A 20,020-nucleotide genomic window follows, 5' to 3' on the forward strand; every position below is an offset into this window, starting at 1 on the left:
CGGTGTCGGGTTATTCAGGTCACTTCTTGGTTACGAAGCGGAACTTGAACTGGTTGTCGGCACGTTGCACGAGATCCACATCGTCAGCTACACCCCACGCCAGGCCCTGCTGGTGCAGCGGGATGTAATAGGCGTTGTCGTGGCTGATCTGATAGGCTTCGGCAATCAGCTTGTCGCGCTTGTCCGGATCGATTTCGACCAGCACTTCCTTGGTCAGGCTGTCGATTTTCGCGTCGCAGAAACCGCCGAGGTTGAACGGCGAGCCCTTGCCGGCCTCGTCACGGCAGTTCATCAGGTTGGACAGAACGTTCCAGCTGTCGAGCGAGCCAGGGGTCCAGCCAAGCAGATAGAAGGACGTGTCAAAGCCGCCGGATGCCAGCACCTTGGCGAAATACTTCGCTTTCGGCTGGGCATTGAGGTCAACCTTCACGCCGACGCGTGCCAGCATGGCAGCCACAGCCTGGCAGATTGCTTCGTCATTGACGTAGCGGTCGTTCGGGCAGTCCATGCCGACGCTGAAGCCATCGGCATAACCGGCTTCGGCCAGGAGTTTCTTGGCGTTTTCCGGATCGTAGGCGTAGCGCTCGAACTCGCTGCCCTTGGAGAACAGGAACGGAGAGATCATGATCGCGGACGGGGTCGAGAGATCCCGCATCACTTTCTTCTTGATCGCCTCGATGTCGATCGCCTGATAGAACGCCTGGCGGACTTTTGCGTCCTTGAACGGGTTCTTGCCCTTGACGTCCGAATAGAGCAGCTCATCGCGCATCTGGTCCATGCCGAGGAAGATGGTCCTCAGTTCCGGGCCGGTCAGGGCCACGGTGCCGGCATTGTCGTTGATGCGTTTGATGTCCTGAACCGGGATCGGATAGACCATGTCCAGCTCGCCGGACAGGAGTGCCGCAACGCGGGTAGCGTCGGATCCGATCGGCGTGAACTCGACGGTGTCGAGATTGTGTTTCGCTTCGTCCCACCAGCCGTCGAATTTCTCGTAGACGGTTTTCACACCAGCTTCATGGCTGAGGATCTTGAACGGACCGGTGCCGTTGGCGTGAAGAGAGGCGTAGTTCGGGGATGTGTCGGACGCAGACGTGACCTTGACCGCATCGTTCTCGGTCGTCCACTCCTTGTCCATGATGTAGAACGTGTCCCACTCGTAGTGCAGGATCGGGTTCGGACCGGGCAGGACAAAGTCAACGGTGTGATCGTCTACGATTTCCACCTTAACGTCGGCGCCGACGCGAGTGGTCAGGTCGGAACCTTCGGAGCGGACGCGGTCGACGGAAAATGCGACGTCTTCAGCCGTGAAATCGCTGCCGTTGTGGAACTTGACGTCCTTGCGCAGATAGAAGCGCCAGCGGTTCGGTTCGATGATTTCCCAGCGTTCTGCAAGGGCCGGTTCGATGGCCAGGTCCGCGCCGCGCCGGGTGAGACCTTCATAGGTGTTGCCCAGCGAGGACAGCGTGAAAGTTTCGTTGAGGCTGTAAGGATCCAGCGCGTTCAAAGTGCCCTGAAAAGCGAATTTGAGTGTTTCGGCCTGCGAAGTCGAAACCGATCCCGCCACGAGAAGCGCAGCAGTGATTGCGATACTTGTCTTTTTCATCATCCCCTCATTGTTTCCGGTTTCCGGAAGTCTTTCATGGTCTTAGTGCCCCTTTCGGGGCTTGGCGCCATCTTGTCAAACCTAACTATGACACCGTAACTCTCTGTGTTCAAACCTGTTTAGCTGTCAAATTGCGACATTCTGTCAGTCAGCTCACTCAGGAAAGATGCGCAGCGGTCCAGTTGAGCCAGCTCGATGAATTCATCGGGCTGGTGTGCCTGGTCGATGGAACCCGGGCCGCAGATCACGGTTGAGAGCCCGTGAGACTGAAACAGGCCGCCTTCAGTCGCATAGACAACCACGTTGCGGGCATTGTCTCCGGTCAGGCGGCGCGCTGTGACTTCGGCAAGACCGTCTTCTTCCTCGCCAAGTCCCGGCACGTTGGCAAGCTCGGTTATTTCCACATCGCATAGCGCCGAAACAGCCTTCATGTCCGGCAGGATCTCGGTTTCGACAAAACTGCGATAGGCTGCGATCCATTGCTCCGGCGTCTCACCGGGCAGCATGCGGATGTCGGTGACGAATTCGCAGCTTGGTGCCGTGATATTGTGCGCTTGACCACCGGAAATCGTGCCGCAATGGAGCGTCGTATAAGGTGGCTCAAAAGGGCAATCCGGATCGGCTTTTGCCCGATTTTCCGCCGTTTTTCCGTCCAGCCAGCCAATCAGTCTTGCTGCGACAGAAATAGCGGACAACCCGCGATGCAACTGGCTTGAATGAACCGGATGGCCGGTGATGCGGGTTTTCAGGACCGTGATGCCCTTGTGCCCTGTCACCACTTTCATGCTGGTCGGTTCGCCGACGATGACCCGCGCCGGACGCGGGCCGTTGTCGAGCATGTCCGGGATCAACCGCCGCGCACCGTCGCAGCCGGTTTCCTCGTCGTAGGACAGAGCGATATGGATCGGTGCGCGCAACTCCGCTTTCAGGAAGTCGGGTACCTTGGCAAGAACAGTCGCGGCAAAGCCTTTCATGTCGGCCGCCCCGCGCCCGTAGAGGCGGCCATTGTCTTCCCAGGCCTGGAAAGGATCGCGGGACCAGGCCTGGCCCTCGACCGGTACGACGTCGGTATGTGCGGACAGGACCGTGCCGCCGTCCGTGTCCGGACCGATCAGCGCATAGAGGCTTGCCTTTTCGCCGGTCGGGTCCGGAACGCGCTGCGTGCGGACACCCCAGCCGTGGAGATAGTCTTCGACAAAGGCAATCAGGTCGAGATTGCTGCGATCGGAAACCGTGTTGAAGCCGATCAGTTTTGTCAGCATCTCTTGCGGTGTATATGTGCGCCCCACGGCCCCTCCTGGCATCGCATCAACGGTTTCCGGCGGGCTCACTTGCTGCCAGAAAGAGCGTATCTAAGCTGCTCAAAGCAAAGATTTGCAAGGGCTTTTCTTTACCCCGGATCTTGATTTCCGCTGTCTCGGCGCCGTCGACCCGGGCGGCCGCTGCGTCAATCACGGCCTTGGAAACCACCAAAAAACTGTCATGAGTTTTGTTTTCCGTCTCCAGACGGCTGGCCGTGTTGACCACATCCCCGAGTGCGGTCAGGCCGCCCTGGCTGCCGGCCGTTCCAGCGGCGCCGATCCGCCCGAGAATGGCAGGACCGAGATGCAGCCCGATTCCGAGCCGGATCGGGTCCTGAAATTGCGGCCCCTTCTCCGCGTCCAGAGACTTCATCACCGCCTCGATGCGCTTGCAGGCAGCCAGTGCCTGGCGGGCCCCGGTTTCCGGACTGGAATCCATTCCGAAGATCGCCATGATGCCATCGCCGATAAACTTGTCGACATATCCGCCTTCCGCACGGATGGCCGAAGAGGCCTGGTCGAGATAGCTGTTCAGAAGATAGACGACGTCATAGGCAAGCTGGCTCTCGGTGATGCCGGTGAAGTTGCGCAGATCGACGAACATCACGACCACATCCTGTTCGACACCCCAGTAATAGGCATCCTTGATGTGTTCACTGTTGGTCAGACTGGCCTTGACCGGAACCAGGGGCTGAACGGCAAGACTGTGGTCGGGCCGGATCTGGCAGGCCAATCGGACATCTCCGCCTGCACCGATCCGTGAAAGCACCGCGGTTTCCGCTGTGCCCGGCTTTGCCAGCGCGTCAGCGCCTTCCAGCACCTTGACCCGGCAGGTGGAGCAACGTGCACGCCCGCCGCAGACCGAAGCGATCGGAACGTCATTCATCCGGCTGATTTCCAGAAGTGTAGCACCGGGCTGGGCCTTGATGGCCAAGCCTCCCGGATAGGTAATGGACAGGCTTCGGGCGCGAAGGCCGAGCAGATACCGGATAAGGACCGCCAGCAGGCTGACAGCGATCAGGCCAAAGACCACCGCCTGGAACTGGACAACAACCTCGTGTGCCCAAAGTCGCTGGTCTTCAGTGATCTTGACCTCAACATCGGACGTCAGGGCCAGTCGCCGGGCGGCTTCGATCCATCCCCAAAGAGCGGCTACCGGTAGAGCGACTGCAAATGTCGCGGCGAGGGGGCGCAGTCGCTGGTAAAGCGGATAAAGCCGAAGCCAGAAATGCAGGCCGATCATGGCATGGATCCAGACGACGAGCAGCAGCAGCGACTGGTCGAAAGCGTGCCTGGGCCAGAGGATGGTCAGCATTTGCTCATAGACCGGTGAGAAGCCGAACTCTTTCGCGAGACCCATCGTTGTGGCGATGTGAGGGATCAGCTGCCAGGGTATGTAAAGGCCCAGTGCCAGCTGCAAAAACTCCCAGCGGGACATCTTGAAGGTGCGACGCTTGCCTGTGCGCCAGAGGGCAAGAAAGACATGCGTGAGGGCTGCCAGGGTCAACAGCGCTTCACCGGGCACGCTGCGCCATATCCAGTAGTGCCAGACCGACGCCTGGTCCATGGCTTCCAGAGAAACGATGCCAAGGGCGTGGTTGGTGAAGTGGCTCAGGCAGAAGGCGAACAGGATCAGTCCGCTCCAGAGACGCAGGCGCTGGCGCCAGTTGCCGTGGCCCATCATGCCGCGCCGTTTGCCATGGTCTGCATTTGTCGCCACCATGGGTTTCACCGCTGCCCTGCCCCGACGGGATGTGGCCTCTGTCTTTTCAGCCATCTATGCCGAACCTCCGGTGCGCCTCCGGCATGGTCGCAGCCGAAGGGTCGTCGGTTCACTTCAAGCCTGCGAGGCCGGAGAGGTCAAGCGCCGGGTGGTCTTAGTGGTGCACACTGTTGTGTGTTTTGGGAACGCGCAGGGTGAACGGATAGCATTCCGTACGGAGCTTGGGATAGCCATCTCCCATGCGCCAGGGAATTTCAAGCCGTGGCACCTTTGCCTTGCGGTCCGGCTTCCTGCCATTCTGAAGGTTCAGTTCCTCACGCACGGTCCAGAGTTTCCAGTGCAGCTCGCGAATGTCAGCCAGTTTCCTGTAAAGATGTTTTTCATAGGCATCTTCCCAGTTTTCCAGCTTGTCGTGACGGGTATCGAGTTTGTCATGACGCGCCTGCGCGGCTTTCTTCTTTTTTTCATAGCCCCAAAGGACATTCTGCAGGGCTTCGCGGTCCTTGCGGTGATAGATCTTGCCCTGCCATGTCGCGAGACCCTTCTCCAGAAGCCGTTCATACTGACCCATGACCATATCGAAATTGTTGCTGGAGGCTGTGAGGACCTTCGATGTCTTGCTCAGTTCGATCTCGATGTTGTCCGCGCGGCGGTCGACTTTCACGAATTTTCCGATCATCACCTTGAGTTCGCTGATGGCGCGTTCCAGCTGGCCGATCAGTTGCGTATTCTGTGCCTCCAGGCCGATCAGCTTTTTTACAAGGGCCTTTTGCCTGTCTTCCTTGGCCTGCAGCTTGCTCCGCAACTTGGTTCGAAGGTTTTTGTAGGTGTTGGTCCAGGACACACATTCATACCAGCCTTCCGCGACACCAGCGGCCGTCGACATGAAATTGAGAACGGCCGTGTCGGCGGACCTGTTCACTTTCTCCAGATATCTTTGGTATTTGCGATCCACCTTCAGGTCGATGATCGGGATCATCTCCATCAGGGTGTCGAGAAGGGCGTTGCCGTCCAGCGTGGAAAAGGCGTTGGCTTCGGTAAAGACCTGGGCGACGGCAAGCGAAAATGGCAGGCCGGTTACCGGTTTGTCGGCCTCTTTTTCATAGGCTTTCAGCAGGAGATCGCCTTTTTTGGTCAATTCAAGGCTCTGTGTATCCTTACCAATGTCCCGGTCCATCGCATTGCGGGCAAACTGCCTGGACTGGGATTTGACAGCTGATCGCAGCGCGATATTGATCAGCGACTTAATGCCTTTTTTCGCCAGTTCCTTGGCTGACGCCTTGGCGACCTGACCTCCAATGGCTCCACCGGGCATTTGCTGATCTCCATCCGACTAAGACTAAAACAGACTACCGGCAAAAACCGCAGGAAGCTGTGATAGCCGGCACAAGATGACGCGGCGGCATGAGGGCGGTGGTTTTCCCCAGACGACCAGAAACTCGGATAGGGCCTCTTGATTGTTCCGCCGCAGTCGGCACAGTCCGCTCCGGGCATGAAACAGCTGGAAAGAGACGATGAAGGTTTACGGCATCAAGAACTGCGACACGGTCAAGAAGGCGCGGAAGTTTCTAGAGGAGGCTGGTGTCTCCTACGATTTTCACGACTACAAGAAGGACGGTGTCGATGGCGACAAACTCGCCCGGTTCGTCGGTGAATTTGGTTGGGAAGCCGTTTTGAACAAGCGCGGCACGACCTGGCGCCGGCTGGACGAGGCCACGCAGGTCGGCGTGGTCGACGCCAAAAGCGCGATCGATGTCATGATCGATAACCCCTCCGTGATCAAGCGGCCGATCGTCGAAGGCGAAGCCAAGAACTTCATTGGCTTTGATGCCGTCGCCTGGGAAATGGCTTTGGAACTTGGCGAATTGAAATAATTCCTGAATGGCTATACCAGGATTGGTGGAGCTGGGGCACTGAACAGCCTGTGCTTGAGACGCAGCGAGATTCAGTGCGCGAGCCGGCTTTGGTTTCGGCCTTGCTGAAACGCTTCGAAGGAACCGCTTCCATGTCTCAGTCGATCAATCCCGAGATAGTCGTATGGGTGAAAAAGGACCCGTCTCCCCTCCGTTTAGCGCTCGCGGCCAAGCGTTACAACTGGGACGAGGGTATGGAGTTTCTGCATTGGCTTTTCGAAACCTACGACGTCGACAAGGTTGCGGCACTTGAGATTGCTTATGCCGCCGAGCCGAGAGATTTCAGCGGATTGAATACGTCCGAAGAGGTTGTCGAAAAATGGGGCGAGATCTGGCTGGAGGGATGGCATTTTCTGGAGTTGCTCGAACGAGAATGGCTTAAGGGAAAATTCCGCTCCCAGCGAACGGGTGCCTTTCCTGAAGTGCGGCGGAACCTTTTGGACCGGATGAATCCGGTACCGGCCGATGTCATGGGCTGTCCCCGGTTCACCTTTCTCCAGGAATTCGAAAGTCTGCGTTCCGACTTGCCCATATGGACCTACTCGGATCTTGAAGACGAGGACCTGTTGGAAATGAACGAGATTTTCTTCTGACGGAACGCGGCGGGCTCGTTACCAGGTCCGGCGCGGACCTGTGTCGATGTGATAGTGGCCGGACGAATAATGTTTGTAGCCGCCGACTTCTTTTTGTGCCTTCAGGAAGGCGATGACCGAGGACGGATTGCCGGCGACGGAGAAATCCACGGCCTGGCAATTCAGGTGATAGCTGTCCCTGGCGCCACCCTTCCACCAATTCTCCAGCCACCAGCGTTTGGTGGAATGCACAGTCACCTTGCCGTAGCGCCGGGCAACCCGGTTCAGCACCTTTTTCAGCTTGCGCGGCACACACCAGGACGTGTCGTTGTAGTCAATGGAATTGTGGGAACCTGTCATCCAGCCCATGCCCGTGACGCCTGCCACCGTGCCGCACCCGGCCAGGGCAACGGTCAGTCCGATAAAAACGATCCAGGCGATGAGGCGCTGACGCATGAGAGGCAAGCCTTGTCAGAAAGTGTTTGCGATGTCGTCCCCCGCACAAATGCTCCTGCAATTTGATTAAAATTGTAATGAAAAACGTGGTTAACGGATTACGCTCCGGTGCCGGGGTTTGATGCGGTCCATGCGTGGCACGCGGGCCCGAAACAAATGTTTCAGCTTTTGCAAATTTCTGATACAAATGTCTCAAGCCCGTCCGGGCCACTGCCGCAAACATCAGGTTTTCAGCGCAATGTCACACGTCTTTCCACGTCACACCAAGGCCACGCTTCCTGTCGCGGCAAGTGGTGATGGTTGTTACATCATTGACAAGTCAGGGAAAAAATACTTCGACGGGTCTGGCGGAGCCGCCGTGTCCTGTCTCGGGCATTCCGACGCGGACGTCACGCAGGCCATCAAGAACCAGATCGACAACATCGCCTTTGCGCATACTGGCTTCTTCACCACCGATCCGGCTGAGGAATTGGCGGATCTTCTGATCGAACATGCGCCCGGCGGCCTCGACAGGGTTTATTTCGTTTCCGGCGGGTCGGAAGCCATGGAAGCGGCGCTGAAGCTTGCGCGTCAGTATTTCCTGGAAAAAGGCGAGACTTCCCGGCATCGGGTGATCGCCCGCAGACAGAGCTATCACGGCAATACGCTGGGTGCGCTGGCAACCGGTGGCAACCAGTGGCGCCGGGAGCCCTTCTCGCCCCTGATGATCGAAACCTCTCACATTGCCCCGTGTTACGAGTATCGCGGGCGCAGGGAGGATGAGACGGCCTTCGACTATGGTCAGCGGGTGGCCAATGAACTTGACGCGGAAATCGAGCGGCTAGGCGCAGAAAACGTCATGGCATTTGTCGCCGAGCCTGTGGTCGGTGCGACGGCCGGTGCGGTGCCGCCGGTCGAGGGGTATTTCAAGCGCATTCGCGAGATTTGCGACAAGCACGGTATTTTGCTGATCCTGGATGAAGTCATGTGCGGCATGGGCCGCACAGGGACCTTGTTCGCCTGTGAACAGGACGGCGTTGCACCGGACATTCTGTGTATCGCCAAGGGGCTCGGCGCCGGCTACCAGCCGATTGGCGCCATGCTGTGTACATCCGACATCTATCAGGCCATTGAAGACGGTTCGGGCTTCTTCCAGCACGGCCACACCTATATCGGCCACCCGACCGCCTGCGCGGCAGCCCTGGCCGTTTTCAGGAAGCTGACCGGCGGCGTTGCAGATCGCGTCAAACCAATGGGTGAAAAGCTGCAGGCAGCGCTCGGCGAGGCGTTTGGCCAGCATCCCCATGTCGGCGATATTCGGGGGCGTGGCCTCTTCCGTGGCCTGGAAATCGTCGAAGACCGGGCGACCAAAGCGCCGTTCGATCCCAAACGCGGTGTCAACAAGGCGCTGAAAAAGGCGGCCTTCGAGGCAGGCCTCATCTGTTACCCGATGGGGGGCACGATTGACGGCGTAACCGGTGATCATATCCTGTTGGCGCCGCCGTTCATTCTTGAGGACGCGCAGGTCGATGAAATCACCGGCAAGCTCGACACCGCCTTTCGGGCCGTATTCTGACCATGAGCCAGAGTGATTTGATGTCGCCATTGCCGCTCATCATGGTGGCGCCAAACGGCGCGCGCCGGACGAAGGCCGATCACCCGGCCCTGCCTGTCACGATCGCGGAAACGGTGGCGACGGCAAAGGCCTGTTTTGAAGCCGGTGCCGGCGCGCTTCATGCCCATGTCCGGGACGCGACCGGGGCTCATGTCCTTGATGCAGGTCTTTACAGGGAGCTGCTCGCGGAAATGAGATCGGCAGTGCCTGGCATGCTGGCACAGATCACGACCGAAGCCGTCGGGCGGTATTCGCCTGGAGAGCAGCGGGCCCTGGTTCGGGACGTTTTGCCGGACGCGGTTTCCATTGCACTCCGGGAAATGATCCCGACCGATGACGTGGCCGCTGCGCAGGCTTTTTATACCCTGCTTCATAGCCGGGGCTGTGCGGTGCAGCATATTGTTTATGACGCCGCTGATCTCGACCGGTTTTTTGACCTCACCGCTGCTGGCGTTCTACCCGGAAACCGTCATCAACTGCTGTTTGTCCTCGGGCGTTATGCTGTTGGCCAGCAAAGTGACCCGTCCGACCTGGAACCGTTTCTGGACACGCTGCAAGGGCGGCGCGGCGATCTGGACCTGGACTGGGCGGTCTGTGCCTTCGGACACCAGGAGACCGCGTGTCTCGTTGAGGCGGTTCGAAGAGGTGGCAAGGCCCGGATTGGGTTCGAAAACAGCCTCTGGAACGCCGACGGCGCGGTTGCGGCCGACAATGCGGAGCGAGTCCGTGACCTTGTGTCAGCGCTGGAAGGCGATGGCCTGATGCGGGCAGCGAGTGCCTGACCCGGAACGTCAGGCCACCACGGCCATCTTGCCGTGAATCGGCATGCCGTCCCGTTCGAGTTCCGAAGTGACCCAGTCCCGAAACAGTCTGACCTTCCGACTGGTGCGGAGCGCCGGCGGATAGCTCAGATACCAGCTTTCACTGTCCGCGCGGCAGGTCAGATCGAACGGCTGGATCAGCTGCCCGTTTTCCAGGGCCATCTTGCAGAAATAGGGTGTCAGGATGGCGACACCCTGCCCGGCAATGGCCCGGTTGGCCTCCAGCGCCTGGGACCCCATGCGTGAGCTTGGATGTCCGCTCAAATCGACGTCTTCAAGCCCGGCGGCCTCGAACCACATCGGCCACCAGGGGTCCTGAGGGTCGACAAGCGGAAGCTTCAGGAGGTCTTCCGGGGTCTTGATGCCGCCGATGCTCTCCGCAAGGCCGGGGCTCAACATGGGTGTGAAATCTGCCTGGACAATTTCATGGGCAACCCAGCCCTTTGGCGGCGCCTTGCAGGCGGACACGACGATGTCCGACTCGCTGAAATCGGGATCGGCCTTGGGGCCGTAGGGGACAATGCGCACGCCAACGTCCGGGTTCTGCATCTGAAAGTGAAACAGCCGGCTGGCGAGCCAATTGACGGCAAAGGTGGTGTTGCTGGAAACGACAAGCTGCGCGGCGTTCAGTTCGCTGACATCTTCAAAGGCGCTGCGCAGTGCCGAAAAGGCATCGACAACACGGGCGGCCAGCTGCGCGCCGTGGTCGGTCAGTTCGATCTTGCGGGCCTTGCGCGTGAACAGCTGAAAACCGAGTCTCTCTTCCAGAAGCTTGATCTGGTAGCTGACGGCTGCCTGGGTCATGCCAAGTTCGTCTCCGGCCTTGGTAAAACTCAGGTGGCGACTGGCGGCTTCGAAAGCGCGAATGGCGGACAAGGGTGGCAGGTTGGTTGGCATGCATAAATCTCCCTTATGCATAGCTAGTGACATTTCGTTGGTAACACAAGCCGGACACGCCGATATCTAGCTCCTAACAACAAGGAGTTAGAAAAATGTCCCCGTCATCGCAATGCCAATCCAACCGAGAAATCCATCAGCAGGGTTTAGGTCAAATTATCCTGAAACTGGTCGCTCTGTTCATGGGAAGGCAACGGTCCAGCCGCCGCGTCCTGCGCAGCACTGCCGACCTGCCGGCCAGCTTGCGCCACGATATCGGCCTTGATCCTGATGGAGCGACCGGCTCGTTCGAGGCCAGGTGGCAAGAGGAACTGAAGTGTTTGACGCGGTGATGGCCGTTTTTTCACACCGGATGCGGTCTCCCCTGCATCCCGACTGACAGGTCCTGCAAGGAGTTCGCAGGACCTGTCCCCTTCAACGCATGTTGTCCAGGAGCGGCCGGAGTGTCTCATAGGACAATTCCCCGCCGGTAAAATGACGCATGAGCAAGGTGCCCATCATCAGGCACATCACGGCATCAGGGTCAGCCGTACCGGATATTTTCTCCACCTGTTGACGCAGGCGCCCATTGGCAAGACGCATTGCCGGGTCGGCGGCGATGTCATTCGCAGACTTGCCGCGCAGATAGTCGAACAGCAAGGCCATTTCCCTGGCAAAACCGGGTTCAAGCTTCCTGGCAAAGGCGATCAGGGCATCGGCCGCACCGTCATCCGTCTGCTCCGGCACCTCCTCGGTCTGTACATACGTCATAACGGCTTCGGTACAGGCCAGAAACAGGCTCTTCTTGGTTGGGAAGTAGTGGTAGAGCGCGCTTTTGGAGAGGCCGAGTTCCTCGGCGATGCGGCGCATGCCCAGGCCGGAATAGCCCATTTCGGAGAACAGCGGGGCAGCTCTTTGGGCGATATCCCTGCGATGTGCGTCGTGATCGATCTGTTTTGGCATTTATTTCGTCCATCTGGTCGAGAACATATTGACCAACACCCGAAGCGGCGTCTAGATCTCTATTTCGTCCAGTCGGTCGATAAAGGTTTTGGGTAGCGGTGAAGATGACCATACCTCCGCGTCAAGGAGAACCGGATGAGTAAATCGGGCGGTGTGAGCCGCACTCATGGCAGATCAATCGCTGAGAAAACCCTGTTCGCCGGATTGCACCTGACAAGTGTCGCCCTGTGTGCCTGGCTCCTGTTTGGAGGCTGGCAAAGCCTCGGGGATGTGATCGGGCCGGCCCTTTCGCTGGCCGACCCCGAACGGGGACTGCTGCTGCTTGCCTGTGCCCTTCTCTATTTTGGCCGCCACCTCGTGACCCTGTTCGTGCTGCTGACCCGAAAGGTCGCCCTGTCCGAGGTGATCGGCCTTTCGGCATTCATTGCCGTCTTTGAGATCGGCTTCCTGCTGCTGGGTGCTGGGGCCTTGCGCGATTCGCCGGTTCCCCTGGGCTGGCTGGACGGAGTGGCGATCGGCCTGGTGCTTGCTGGTTCCTACCTGAACACCTGGTCGGAGCTTCAGCGAAAATGGTGGAAGCAGGACCCGGTCCATCGCGGCCGTTGCTATACGGGCGGCCTGTTCGGCTGGTCGATGCACATCAACTATTTTGGCGATACAGTGCTGTTCACCGGCTGGGCAATGCTGACCCAAAGTCTCTTCGCCTTCAGCGTGCCGGCCTTCATGGCGATGTCATTCGTTTTCTTCCATATTCCGGCGCTGGATGCCTATCTGGCAGAGCGATATGGTTCCGACTTTGACGCTTATGCCGCCAGGACACGGAAATTCATTCCGTTCCTGTATTGAATTGCTCTAGCGATAGCGGTCGTGGATCTTCTTGTACGTGCCGTCTGCGCGGATTTCGGCAAGGCCCTTGTCGAACAGGGGCAAGAGTGTCTCTGACAGGGGATGCCGCCTGGAAAAACACAGATGATAGTCCCAGTTCTCGGTCACCACGAAGCCGAACTGATCGGTCATGCCAAGTTGCATGATCTGAAAATCGGTCGATTGTTTGCCGCTATAGAGAAAGTCGAAACGACCGAGGGCAAGCATCTTGAAGCCCATGGTTTCGGACTGCACTTCGACAGGGTTCGCGCCGATCTCGATCAGCTTGGCAAGGGACGCGTAGCCGGAGACCGACGCGACGCTTTGCCCGATAACATCTTCCAGCTTTCGGATCTCGGGTGGTTTGAAGTCTTTTCGGTAGTAGAGGCCGTAGGTGTCCTGGCTGATCGGTGCGCTGAACAGAAAGTCCCGTTCGCGTTCGGCATTTCTGGCGCAGGACAGCAAGGCCGGTGACAGGCCGTTCCTGGTATCACTGACGGCCCGTGTCCAGGGCACATAGATGATCCGGGCTTCGACCCCGACGCGGTGAAAGGCCTCGACTACGGTTTCATGATCGAAACCATGCAAACCGTCGACCGGTACATCCATCTCGAAGGGGGGATAGTTGACCGCCAGGATGGTCACCGGTTCGCGCGGGTCTGCGAGCACTGACCGGCCGACGCCGAATATCAGCATCAGGCAGTAAAGGCATAGAATGACACGAGGCCTTTTCATGAATAGGAAGCCTGGCATTCGTGTTGAGACCGACGACAGACCAGATCATAGCAGCAAGTGGTAAGAAAATCCTTGCGCGATTACATTAAGTGTATTTCGCCCAATGACTTACTTATGGTGGTATGGTCTTGTGTTGCCGGTTTTAGGGCTAAATCAATAGCGCCCAAACCGTTGCTGCCAGCATGGCTATGGCCATCGCGACCGTGATGACCCGCATCAGGGGTCCATCCCCAATCAGTGCGAGAATGGAAACGCCGACCAGGGCCCAGAGCGAGTGAAACACCATGCCGCCAAGGGTGAAGCCGATCATCAGGATCAGGGCGTTTTCCGGAACGCTCAGCCCATTGCCGGCCAGAAAGGTCGAGAAGGCGACCAGGCTCATGGCCCATGTCTTCGGGCTGAGCGGGTGGATCAGGACACCTTCCCAGAAACTCGGCAGGGCGACTTCGCCCTTTGGCTTCACGCTGAGCGAAATGATGCGCCAGGCGAGATAGGTCATGTAGGCCATGCTCAGGCCCTTGAAGATGGTGACAACCGGCCCGCCGCTCGCCATGACATGACCAAGACCGAGCGCAACGCTCAGGTTCAGCGCGAGCGATCCCACCTGGGAGGCCAGAATGACCGGGAAGGCGGTTCGATAACCTGACGAGGCTCCAATCGCCAGGAATGTGAGATTGCCCGGGCCAGGCGTTCCGGTCATCACGATGACAAACACCGCAAAGGCAAATAGCGTTGCGAGATCCATGAGCGTCTCCAGGCAATGTGAATGCATATCGATACAATCGATACAAAATCGGGAAGACATAAATGCACTTGAGGAATTGTATCGGTCAATGATAACATTGTTCTCATGACAATGTGGGTGCCGAACATCGAGGCCGCGTCTGGGCCGATTTATCTGGCGATCGCCGATGCCCTGGAACAGGACATCAAGGCCGGTGCGCTGGCCCAGGGGGATCGCTTGCCGCCGCAGCGCGAGCTTGCCTACCAGTTGGGTGTCACCCTCGGCACGATCACCCGTGCCTATGGTGAGGCCGAGCGGCGGCGCCTGGTGAAGGGCGAAACCGGCCGCGGCACCTATATTGCCTCCGAAACCCAGAAAGTCTCGCCATTGGTTCCCAAGGAAGACGAGCCCGACAGTTGCGATCTGGCGCGAAATTTCGCCTATCCGCATCTTAATCCCAGCCTGTCGGAAGGGCTGGTGCGGATGGCGCGTACGGCAGGCATCGACCGGCTGAACGGCTTTGTCCCGTCCGAAGGGCTGAAAACGCACCGCGAAACCGGCGTGCTGGTGTTCAAGGATTACGGTCTTGAGGCGGACCCGGCGCGCGTTGCGGTCACCTGTGGCGCCCAACACGGCATTCAGGTGACGTGCCAGGCCCTGTTCCGGACAGGTGACGCGGTGGCTGTCGACCGGTTCACTTATCCTTCGATCTTCTCTTCGCTGGCCAGTCTTGGTCTGAAACCCGTGCCTGTGCCTGCGCTCATCCGCGAGGATGGCGGGTTCGGGGCCATGGATCCCGAGGCACTGGTCCGGGCGGCGGAAACACATAATGTGCGTGGCGTTTTCCTGATGCCGAACATGCAGAACCCGACCACGCACACCATGTCTCTCACCGAGCGCGAGGATCTAGTCCGAGTGGCGCGGCAATCGGACCTGAAGATTGTCGAAGACGACCCTTACACCCCTTTTCTTGCGGAGACCTTGCCGGCTTTTGGTGCCCTGGCGCCGGAGCGAACGGCGTCCATTGCCAGTATCTCGAAGGTGTGTTCGCCGGGAAGCCGGATCGGCTTCGTCCACGTGCCGGAAGCCTTCGGCGACAGCATTCGCAACAAGATCGGTGAAAGCACCTGGATGGCCTCACCGATCACGGCGGAACTGATCGCCGGCTGGGTGCGCGAAGGGCATCTGTTCAAGACGCTGCGTCTGAAGCGCAAGGCCAACCGCCAGCGCTTTCTCTTCGCGCGCGATCAACTGGCGCCGCATTTCCTGCAAGGGGACGTCAACAAGGTCTTTGGCTGGCTGCGCCTGCCGGAGGGGGTCGATCCCGATGCGCTCCAGGCAGCCCTTGCGCATCAGGGCATCGCTGTTTTGTCGTCACGCTATTTCCAGGTCAAGGATCACGTGCCGGCCCCTTTCCTGCGCTTGACCTTCGGGTCCGAGGAGGCCGATGACCGGTTCCTTTGGGCGCTGAAGCGCATCAAGTCGACGATCAGCCAATTGGCCGACTTGCCGCAACTCACCCGCCCGGTAGGCTAGGACCGACCCGGAGAAACGCTTCGCCCGTGCCAAGCGAAACATTTACCGGTTTTGACAAACGCCAGATTCCGGCTGATAAGCGGCGCAAAGCGAAGGACCGGGCACCCAAGAAGCGGCCCGTGACGAGGTGATATGGCTCTCTGGCCCAAAAAGAAAAACAACAACAAGGCTGATCCGGTCTGCAATCCCGAAGCGACACCCTTTGCGGTGTTTGACAGCGTGGGGCTGGAGATCGGCGGCAAAAAGATCCTCGAGGACATCAGCCTGTCGCTGGAGGAAGACAGGATTGGCGTGATCGGTCTGAACGGGTCCGGCAAGAGCTCGCTGGTGCGCATGCTGAACGGATTGCGCATGCCCACGAGCGGGGCGCTGACCTTGTTCGGTGCACCGGCGCGTGAGGCCGAACCGGAACTTCCGCGTCATGTCGGCTTCGTGTTCCAGAACCCGGATCACCAGGCGATTTTCCCGACGGTCGAAGAGGAAATCGCCTTTGGTCTCACGCAGCTGGGCGAAGGCAAGGCCGAAAGCCGCAGCCGTGCCCGCGCTTTTCTGGCGTTGCATGGCTGCGAAGCGCTGGCCGGCAAGCCGATTACCGAGCTTTCCGAAGGCCAGAAACAGCTGGTCTGCATTTTGGCAGTTCTCGTGATGGAGCCGCGCCTCCTGGTTCTGGACGAGCCGATGACAAGCCTCGATGCGCTGGTCACGCGGAGGATCCGGGACAAGATCCTGTCATTGCCGCAGAAAATCGTCATGGTCAGCCACGACCTGGACCATTTTTCCGGCTTTGACCGTCTGGTCTGGCTGGAAGACGGACGGCTGCGCATGGATGGCGCCCCAGCTGACATACTGGAGGCCTACCGGGAGGACATTCAGCTGCGGCTCGGCGGTGAAACGGAGTTGGCAGGCCTATGATCCCGATCTATCTACAGGGCAACAGCTGGGCCCACCGATTGCCCGCAGGCCTGAAACTGCTCACCGTTGCACTTGCCAGTCTGGTGTTGTTTCAGGTCGCCGACTGGCGCGTGTTTCTTGCCTGCCTGGCCGGTGTCCTGCTGTGTTATGCCTCGCTCGGAAAACAGGGACTTGAGCAACTCAGACTGTTGCGCGGCCTGAGCATCCTGGTGCTGTTCCTGCTGCTGTTGCACTGGCTTTCCGGAACATTGATCGAGGGCATGGTTATCAGTCTCCGGCTGGTGGTGATGATCCTTGCGGCGAATTTCGTATCGGTCACGACCCGGCTGGACGACATGCTGGCCGCCGTAGAACCCCTGTTCTGGCCGCTCAGGGCGTTCGGTCTGTCCGCCCGCAAGCCGGCCCTTGGTGTTGCGCTTGTGCTGCGGTTTGCGCCGCACCTTCTCCTGATCTACGGCGTGTTGCGCGAGGCCTGGCAGGCGCGCACAGGGTCGAAAAACTCCTGGAGGCTGCTGGCTCCTTTCGCGATCCAGTCCCTGCGCATGTCGGACCATGTCGCTGAAGCGCTGAAGGCGCGTGGCGGTTCAGAAGGATTGTCAAGATAACCTAAGAAAAAAGACTAATGCGACTGGAGTTTGCCAAGAATTTGGGTTATCTCGCCAACAGGAAACGCAGCGTCGCGCTCAAGAAATTGATAAGTTCAACTTAGAGCGGTGGAACGCTCGACAAACAAAACAGGGTATATAACATGAATGACCGGTCTTTGGTGCATGTCGCCTTCTATGCTGCGCTCATCGCGGCCTTGGGGCTTGTTCCGCCCGTGGCAATCGCTTTCCTCGGCGGTGTTCCGATCACGGCGCAGACGCTTGGTGTCATGCTTGCAGGGGTGATGCTCGGTCCGGTCCGCGGCGCGTTGGCCGTTCTGCTGTTTTTGTTCCTCGTCGCGCTGGGCGCGCCGCTTCTGGCTGGTGGACGCGGTGGCCTCGGGGTCTTCATGGGCCCGTCCGTCGGCTTCCTGATCGGCTGGCCGATCGGTGCGTTTGCTGCCGGTCTTGTCATGCGTTCGACCCGTGACATGAACATCCTTGTCTCGGCCGCTCTTGCAGCCGCCGTGGGCGGCATTCTGGTGGTTTATGCATTCGGCATTCCCGGCGTTGCCATCATGGCGGGCCTCTCCCTGCCGAAAGCCGCTCTGGGCAGCGCGATCTACATCCCGGGTGATCTGGTCAAGGTCGTCTTGACGGCGATCATTGTGCAAACCGTTGCGCGAGGTCTGCCGGGCGCTGTTCTGTCACGCGGCGCCGGCCCCAAAATCTAAGACTGTGGCGGGTAACGCAGGTCATGGCTTTTGTCGGCGACCGGCTTGACCAGTTTGCAACCGATTTTCCCGAACGGGCCGCACTGACATGCGGCCCGAAACGTTTGTCGCGGCGAGACCTTGTCCGTGCGCTGGATAGCTTGGAACGCGCTTTGCTGCCGCGAACCGGTGACACTGGCCGGGTCGTCCTGCGCCTGAGAGATCCGGTCGCCCTGCTCCTGGGCTTTTTTGCCTGTGCGCGTACAGGCAGGATTGCCGTGGTGATGGATCCGGACTGGCCGGACGCACAGGCCGGTTCCACCCTGGCTGCGGTGTCTCCTGACCTTGTGGTGACCGACCGGACCTATTCGGAGCTTGTGGCCTCCTCGCCCGACGTGGGCACGCTGGTGCGGCCCGGGGCAGAAAATCTGTTCTATGCGGGTTTCACGTCCGGTTCCAGCGGACAGCCCAAGGCCTATGTGCGGTCTCACGGCTCCTGGCTGGACAGTTTTGAATTATCCTCGACAAGCTTTGGCATTGCACCGGACAGCCGTGTCGTCATTCCCGGGCAGCTGACCCACTCGCTGCATCTTTACGGAGCTGTCTGCGGTCTCGCCGGCGGTCAGGAAGTTGCCATTGTACCGCGCTTTGATCCGCGCTCGGTGCTTGGCGCCCTGTCCGGTTCGAAGACCGGCGCCGTCCTTTATGCAACGCCCACCCAGTTGCATCTGATTGCCGAGGCAGCGCGGCATTCGGGGCCGGTCGAAAACGTCAGGCAGGTGCTTGCCAGCGGCGCAAAATGGCATGACGCAGACCGGAAAGCGCTTCGCGCAGTTTTCCCGGAAGCGCAGCTGTTTGAATTTTACGGAGCCTCCGAGACCAGCTTCATCACGATTTCCGGACCTGAAGACCGGATGCCCGAGGGCTCGGTGGGGCGCGCGGCCAAAGGGGTCGACATTCTCATTGGTGAGCCGCGGAACCCGGCACCAACCGGACAGGCCGGACCTGTTTGGGTCAGGAGCAGTCTCCTCTTTCACGGCTATCTGACCGGGGCATCGCAAGTGACCCGCTGGCAGGATGGCTGGTTGACGGTTGGTGATCACGGCCGGCTTGATGCTGATGGCTTCCTGTTTCTGACGGGGCGCGAGAACCGGATGATTGTGACATCCGGCCTGAATGTTTATCCGGAGGAAGTGGAAACGGTTCTGGCCAGCCATCCGAATGTTCTGGAAGCGGTCGTGATCGGTCTGGCCGATCCCGTGCGCGGCGAGCGGCTGGAAGCTGTGGTGAAAATGACGGCGGCGACGGAAGAGACGGCCATGGAGCTCACACGCTTTTGCCGGGACAGGCTGGCACCCGGAAAGGTGCCGCGTGCTTTTCATGTCAAGGAGACCCTGCCGATGACGGCCGGTGGCAAACCCGATATTCAGCAGCTCGTCGCGGACCTGACGAGCCCTGGAGCCCGAGTATGAGCCCGGACAAAAGGCCGGTACGGCGGGCCGTCATCGTGGCGGCAAGACGCACGGCCGTTTGTCCTCGGGGCGGGGCTCTGGCGCATCTGCAGGCGGATGAACTGGCTGCGCCGGTTTTGCGGCAACTGCTTTCAGATGCCGATCTTGCGCCCGACGCCGTTGACCAGGTGCTGCTCGGCAATGCGCTTTATGGCGGCGGCAACCCGGCTCGCCTTGCCGCACTCAGAGCCGGTTTGCCTGCTTCCGTGCCCGCCATGACCATCGATACGCAATGCTGCTCCGGCCTGGATGCCATTCTTCAGGGCGCGCGCATGATTGAATCCGGTGCCGCTGAGTGCGTCTTGGCCGGAGGAGCTGAAAGTTTCAGCCGGGCGCCGATCCGCATGCACCGCCCGGAAACAGCTGAAGGTCGCCCGGTTGCTTATGACCGGCCGTCCTTTGCACCTCCCCCCTTTGGTGATCCGGATCTGACGGAGGCTGCTGCCTGTCTCGCTGACCGGCTTGGTGTCGCGCGGACCGCCCAGGCGGATTTTGCCGTCACATCGCATAGCAAGGCCGATGCAGCGATGCCGGCAATTGGCAAAAGATTGGTTCGCCCGGACGCCGGGGCGCCGGACAGGGACGGGTTCACCAGACCGCTGACCCGAAAGACCGTTCT

General features: G+C 59.5%; 21 protein-coding genes (1 of these 21 cut by a window edge). 12 read left to right on the forward strand and 9 right to left on the reverse strand.

The genetic code is table 11. From position 1 onward, the window contains the following. Positions 1-19: 19 nt before the first annotated feature. The 4 genes from ACO6TG_RS15615 to ACO6TG_RS15630 all read right to left on the reverse strand — a co-directional run bounded on the left by ACO6TG_RS15615 (position 20) and on the right by ACO6TG_RS15630 (position 5,942). A complete protein-coding gene (locus ACO6TG_RS15615) occupies positions 20-1,606 on the reverse strand; it encodes an ABC transporter substrate-binding protein (RefSeq protein WP_422374041.1) in 1,587 nt (528 codons plus the stop codon). A 116-nt stretch (positions 1,607-1,722) separates the two neighbouring features. Further along, positions 1,723-2,892 (reverse strand): acetylornithine deacetylase, encoded by a 1,170-nt coding sequence (gene argE / locus ACO6TG_RS15620; protein WP_422374042.1) that lies wholly within the window; start codon positions 2,890-2,892, stop codon positions 1,723-1,725. A 19-nt stretch (positions 2,893-2,911) separates the two neighbouring features. Further along, entirely contained in the window at positions 2,912-4,681 is a 1,770-nt protein-coding gene (locus ACO6TG_RS15625) for an adenylate/guanylate cyclase domain-containing protein (RefSeq protein WP_422374043.1), read from the reverse strand. Between the two features lie 100 nt (positions 4,682-4,781). Beyond that, a complete protein-coding gene (locus ACO6TG_RS15630) occupies positions 4,782-5,942 on the reverse strand; it encodes a hypothetical protein (protein ID WP_422374044.1) in 1,161 nt (386 codons plus the stop codon). 199 nt (positions 5,943-6,141) lie between these two features. Between ACO6TG_RS15630 and ACO6TG_RS15635 the strand changes: the two genes are divergently transcribed. After that, positions 6,142-6,501, forward strand: coding sequence for an ArsC family reductase (locus ACO6TG_RS15635; RefSeq protein WP_422374045.1), 360 nt, complete (start codon positions 6,142-6,144; stop codon positions 6,499-6,501). 50 nt (positions 6,502-6,551) lie between these two features. Then, the gene (locus tag ACO6TG_RS15640) at positions 6,552-7,133 is read left to right on the forward strand and encodes a hypothetical protein (protein WP_422374046.1); all 582 of its coding nucleotides are present in this window, start codon (positions 6,552-6,554) and stop codon (positions 7,131-7,133) included. 18 nt (positions 7,134-7,151) lie between these two features. Here ACO6TG_RS15640 and ACO6TG_RS15645 read toward each other — a convergent pair whose 3' ends face one another. After that, the gene (locus ACO6TG_RS15645; protein ID WP_422374047.1) at positions 7,152-7,568 is read right to left on the reverse strand and encodes a YcbK family protein; all 417 of its coding nucleotides are present in this window, start codon (positions 7,566-7,568) and stop codon (positions 7,152-7,154) included. 238 nt (positions 7,569-7,806) lie between these two features. On the opposite strand from ACO6TG_RS15645, the gene ACO6TG_RS15650 reads away from it, so the two are divergent. Both ACO6TG_RS15650 and ACO6TG_RS15655 read left to right on the forward strand, forming a co-directional pair. Then, complete coding sequence (locus tag ACO6TG_RS15650) at positions 7,807-9,123, forward strand: aspartate aminotransferase family protein (protein WP_422374048.1); 1,317 nt, start codon at positions 7,807-7,809, stop codon at positions 9,121-9,123. A 2-nt stretch (positions 9,124-9,125) separates the two neighbouring features. Further along, entirely contained in the window at positions 9,126-9,944 is an 819-nt protein-coding gene (locus tag ACO6TG_RS15655; protein WP_422374049.1) for a 3-keto-5-aminohexanoate cleavage protein, read from the forward strand. Positions 9,945-9,953: 9 nt separating this feature from the next. On the opposite strand, the gene ACO6TG_RS15660 is transcribed toward ACO6TG_RS15655, so the two are convergent. Next, a complete protein-coding gene (locus ACO6TG_RS15660) occupies positions 9,954-10,880 on the reverse strand; it encodes a LysR family transcriptional regulator (protein ID WP_422374050.1) in 927 nt (308 codons plus the stop codon). A 95-nt stretch (positions 10,881-10,975) separates the two neighbouring features. Between ACO6TG_RS15660 and ACO6TG_RS15665 the strand changes: the two genes are divergently transcribed. After that, entirely contained in the window at positions 10,976-11,212 is a 237-nt protein-coding gene (locus ACO6TG_RS15665) for a hypothetical protein (protein ID WP_422374051.1), read from the forward strand. Between the two features lie 82 nt (positions 11,213-11,294). Here ACO6TG_RS15665 and ACO6TG_RS15670 read toward each other — a convergent pair whose 3' ends face one another. Continuing rightward, positions 11,295-11,822: a TetR/AcrR family transcriptional regulator gene (locus tag ACO6TG_RS15670; protein WP_422374052.1), complete on the reverse strand. Its 528-nt coding sequence runs from the start codon at positions 11,820-11,822 to the stop codon at positions 11,295-11,297. 135 nt (positions 11,823-11,957) lie between these two features. On the opposite strand from ACO6TG_RS15670, the gene ACO6TG_RS15675 reads away from it, so the two are divergent. Further along, the gene (locus ACO6TG_RS15675) at positions 11,958-12,668 is read left to right on the forward strand and encodes a methyltransferase family protein (protein ID WP_422374053.1); all 711 of its coding nucleotides are present in this window, start codon (positions 11,958-11,960) and stop codon (positions 12,666-12,668) included. 6 nt (positions 12,669-12,674) lie between these two features. On the opposite strand, the gene ACO6TG_RS15680 is transcribed toward ACO6TG_RS15675, so the two are convergent. Both ACO6TG_RS15680 and ACO6TG_RS15685 read right to left on the reverse strand, forming a co-directional pair. Next, on the reverse strand, positions 12,675-13,421 hold the full coding sequence (locus ACO6TG_RS15680) for a substrate-binding periplasmic protein (protein WP_422374054.1): 747 nt from the start codon (positions 13,419-13,421) through the stop codon (positions 12,675-12,677). A 148-nt stretch (positions 13,422-13,569) separates the two neighbouring features. Next, complete coding sequence (locus ACO6TG_RS15685; protein WP_422374055.1) at positions 13,570-14,166, reverse strand: LysE family translocator; 597 nt, start codon at positions 14,164-14,166, stop codon at positions 13,570-13,572. A gap of 105 nt (positions 14,167-14,271) precedes the next feature. On the opposite strand from ACO6TG_RS15685, the gene ACO6TG_RS15690 reads away from it, so the two are divergent. The 6 genes from ACO6TG_RS15690 to ACO6TG_RS15715 all read left to right on the forward strand — a co-directional run. After that, complete coding sequence (locus ACO6TG_RS15690) at positions 14,272-15,681, forward strand: PLP-dependent aminotransferase family protein (protein ID WP_422374056.1); 1,410 nt, start codon at positions 14,272-14,274, stop codon at positions 15,679-15,681. A 132-nt stretch (positions 15,682-15,813) separates the two neighbouring features. Continuing rightward, the gene (locus ACO6TG_RS15695) at positions 15,814-16,593 is read left to right on the forward strand and encodes an energy-coupling factor ABC transporter ATP-binding protein (protein ID WP_422374057.1); all 780 of its coding nucleotides are present in this window, start codon (positions 15,814-15,816) and stop codon (positions 16,591-16,593) included. Continuing rightward, a complete protein-coding gene (locus ACO6TG_RS15700) occupies positions 16,590-17,198 on the forward strand; it encodes an energy-coupling factor transporter transmembrane component T family protein (protein WP_422374058.1) in 609 nt (202 codons plus the stop codon). Before ACO6TG_RS15695 ends, ACO6TG_RS15700 begins: the two co-directional genes overlap by 4 nt. 143 nt (positions 17,199-17,341) lie before the next feature. Then, positions 17,342-17,911, forward strand: a complete 570-nt coding sequence (locus ACO6TG_RS15705; protein WP_422374059.1) for a biotin transporter BioY — start codon at positions 17,342-17,344, stop codon at positions 17,909-17,911. A gap of 23 nt (positions 17,912-17,934) precedes the next feature. Further along, positions 17,935-19,362 (forward strand): AMP-binding protein, encoded by a 1,428-nt coding sequence (locus ACO6TG_RS15710; RefSeq protein WP_422374060.1) that lies wholly within the window; start codon positions 17,935-17,937, stop codon positions 19,360-19,362. Next, a protein-coding gene (locus tag ACO6TG_RS15715; protein ID WP_422374061.1) for a thiolase family protein crosses the window boundary here: on the forward strand, positions 19,359-20,020 show its 5' portion. The gene runs 529 nt beyond the window's last position; 662 of the gene's 1,191 nt are visible here — the first part of the coding sequence; it begins with the start codon at positions 19,359-19,361; its stop codon lies off the right edge, out of view. Before ACO6TG_RS15710 ends, ACO6TG_RS15715 begins: the two co-directional genes overlap by 4 nt.

The sequence above is a fragment of the Roseibium sp. genome (assembly GCF_965233565.1).
In the GTDB taxonomy this organism is placed as follows: domain Bacteria; phylum Pseudomonadota; class Alphaproteobacteria; order Rhizobiales; family Stappiaceae; genus Roseibium.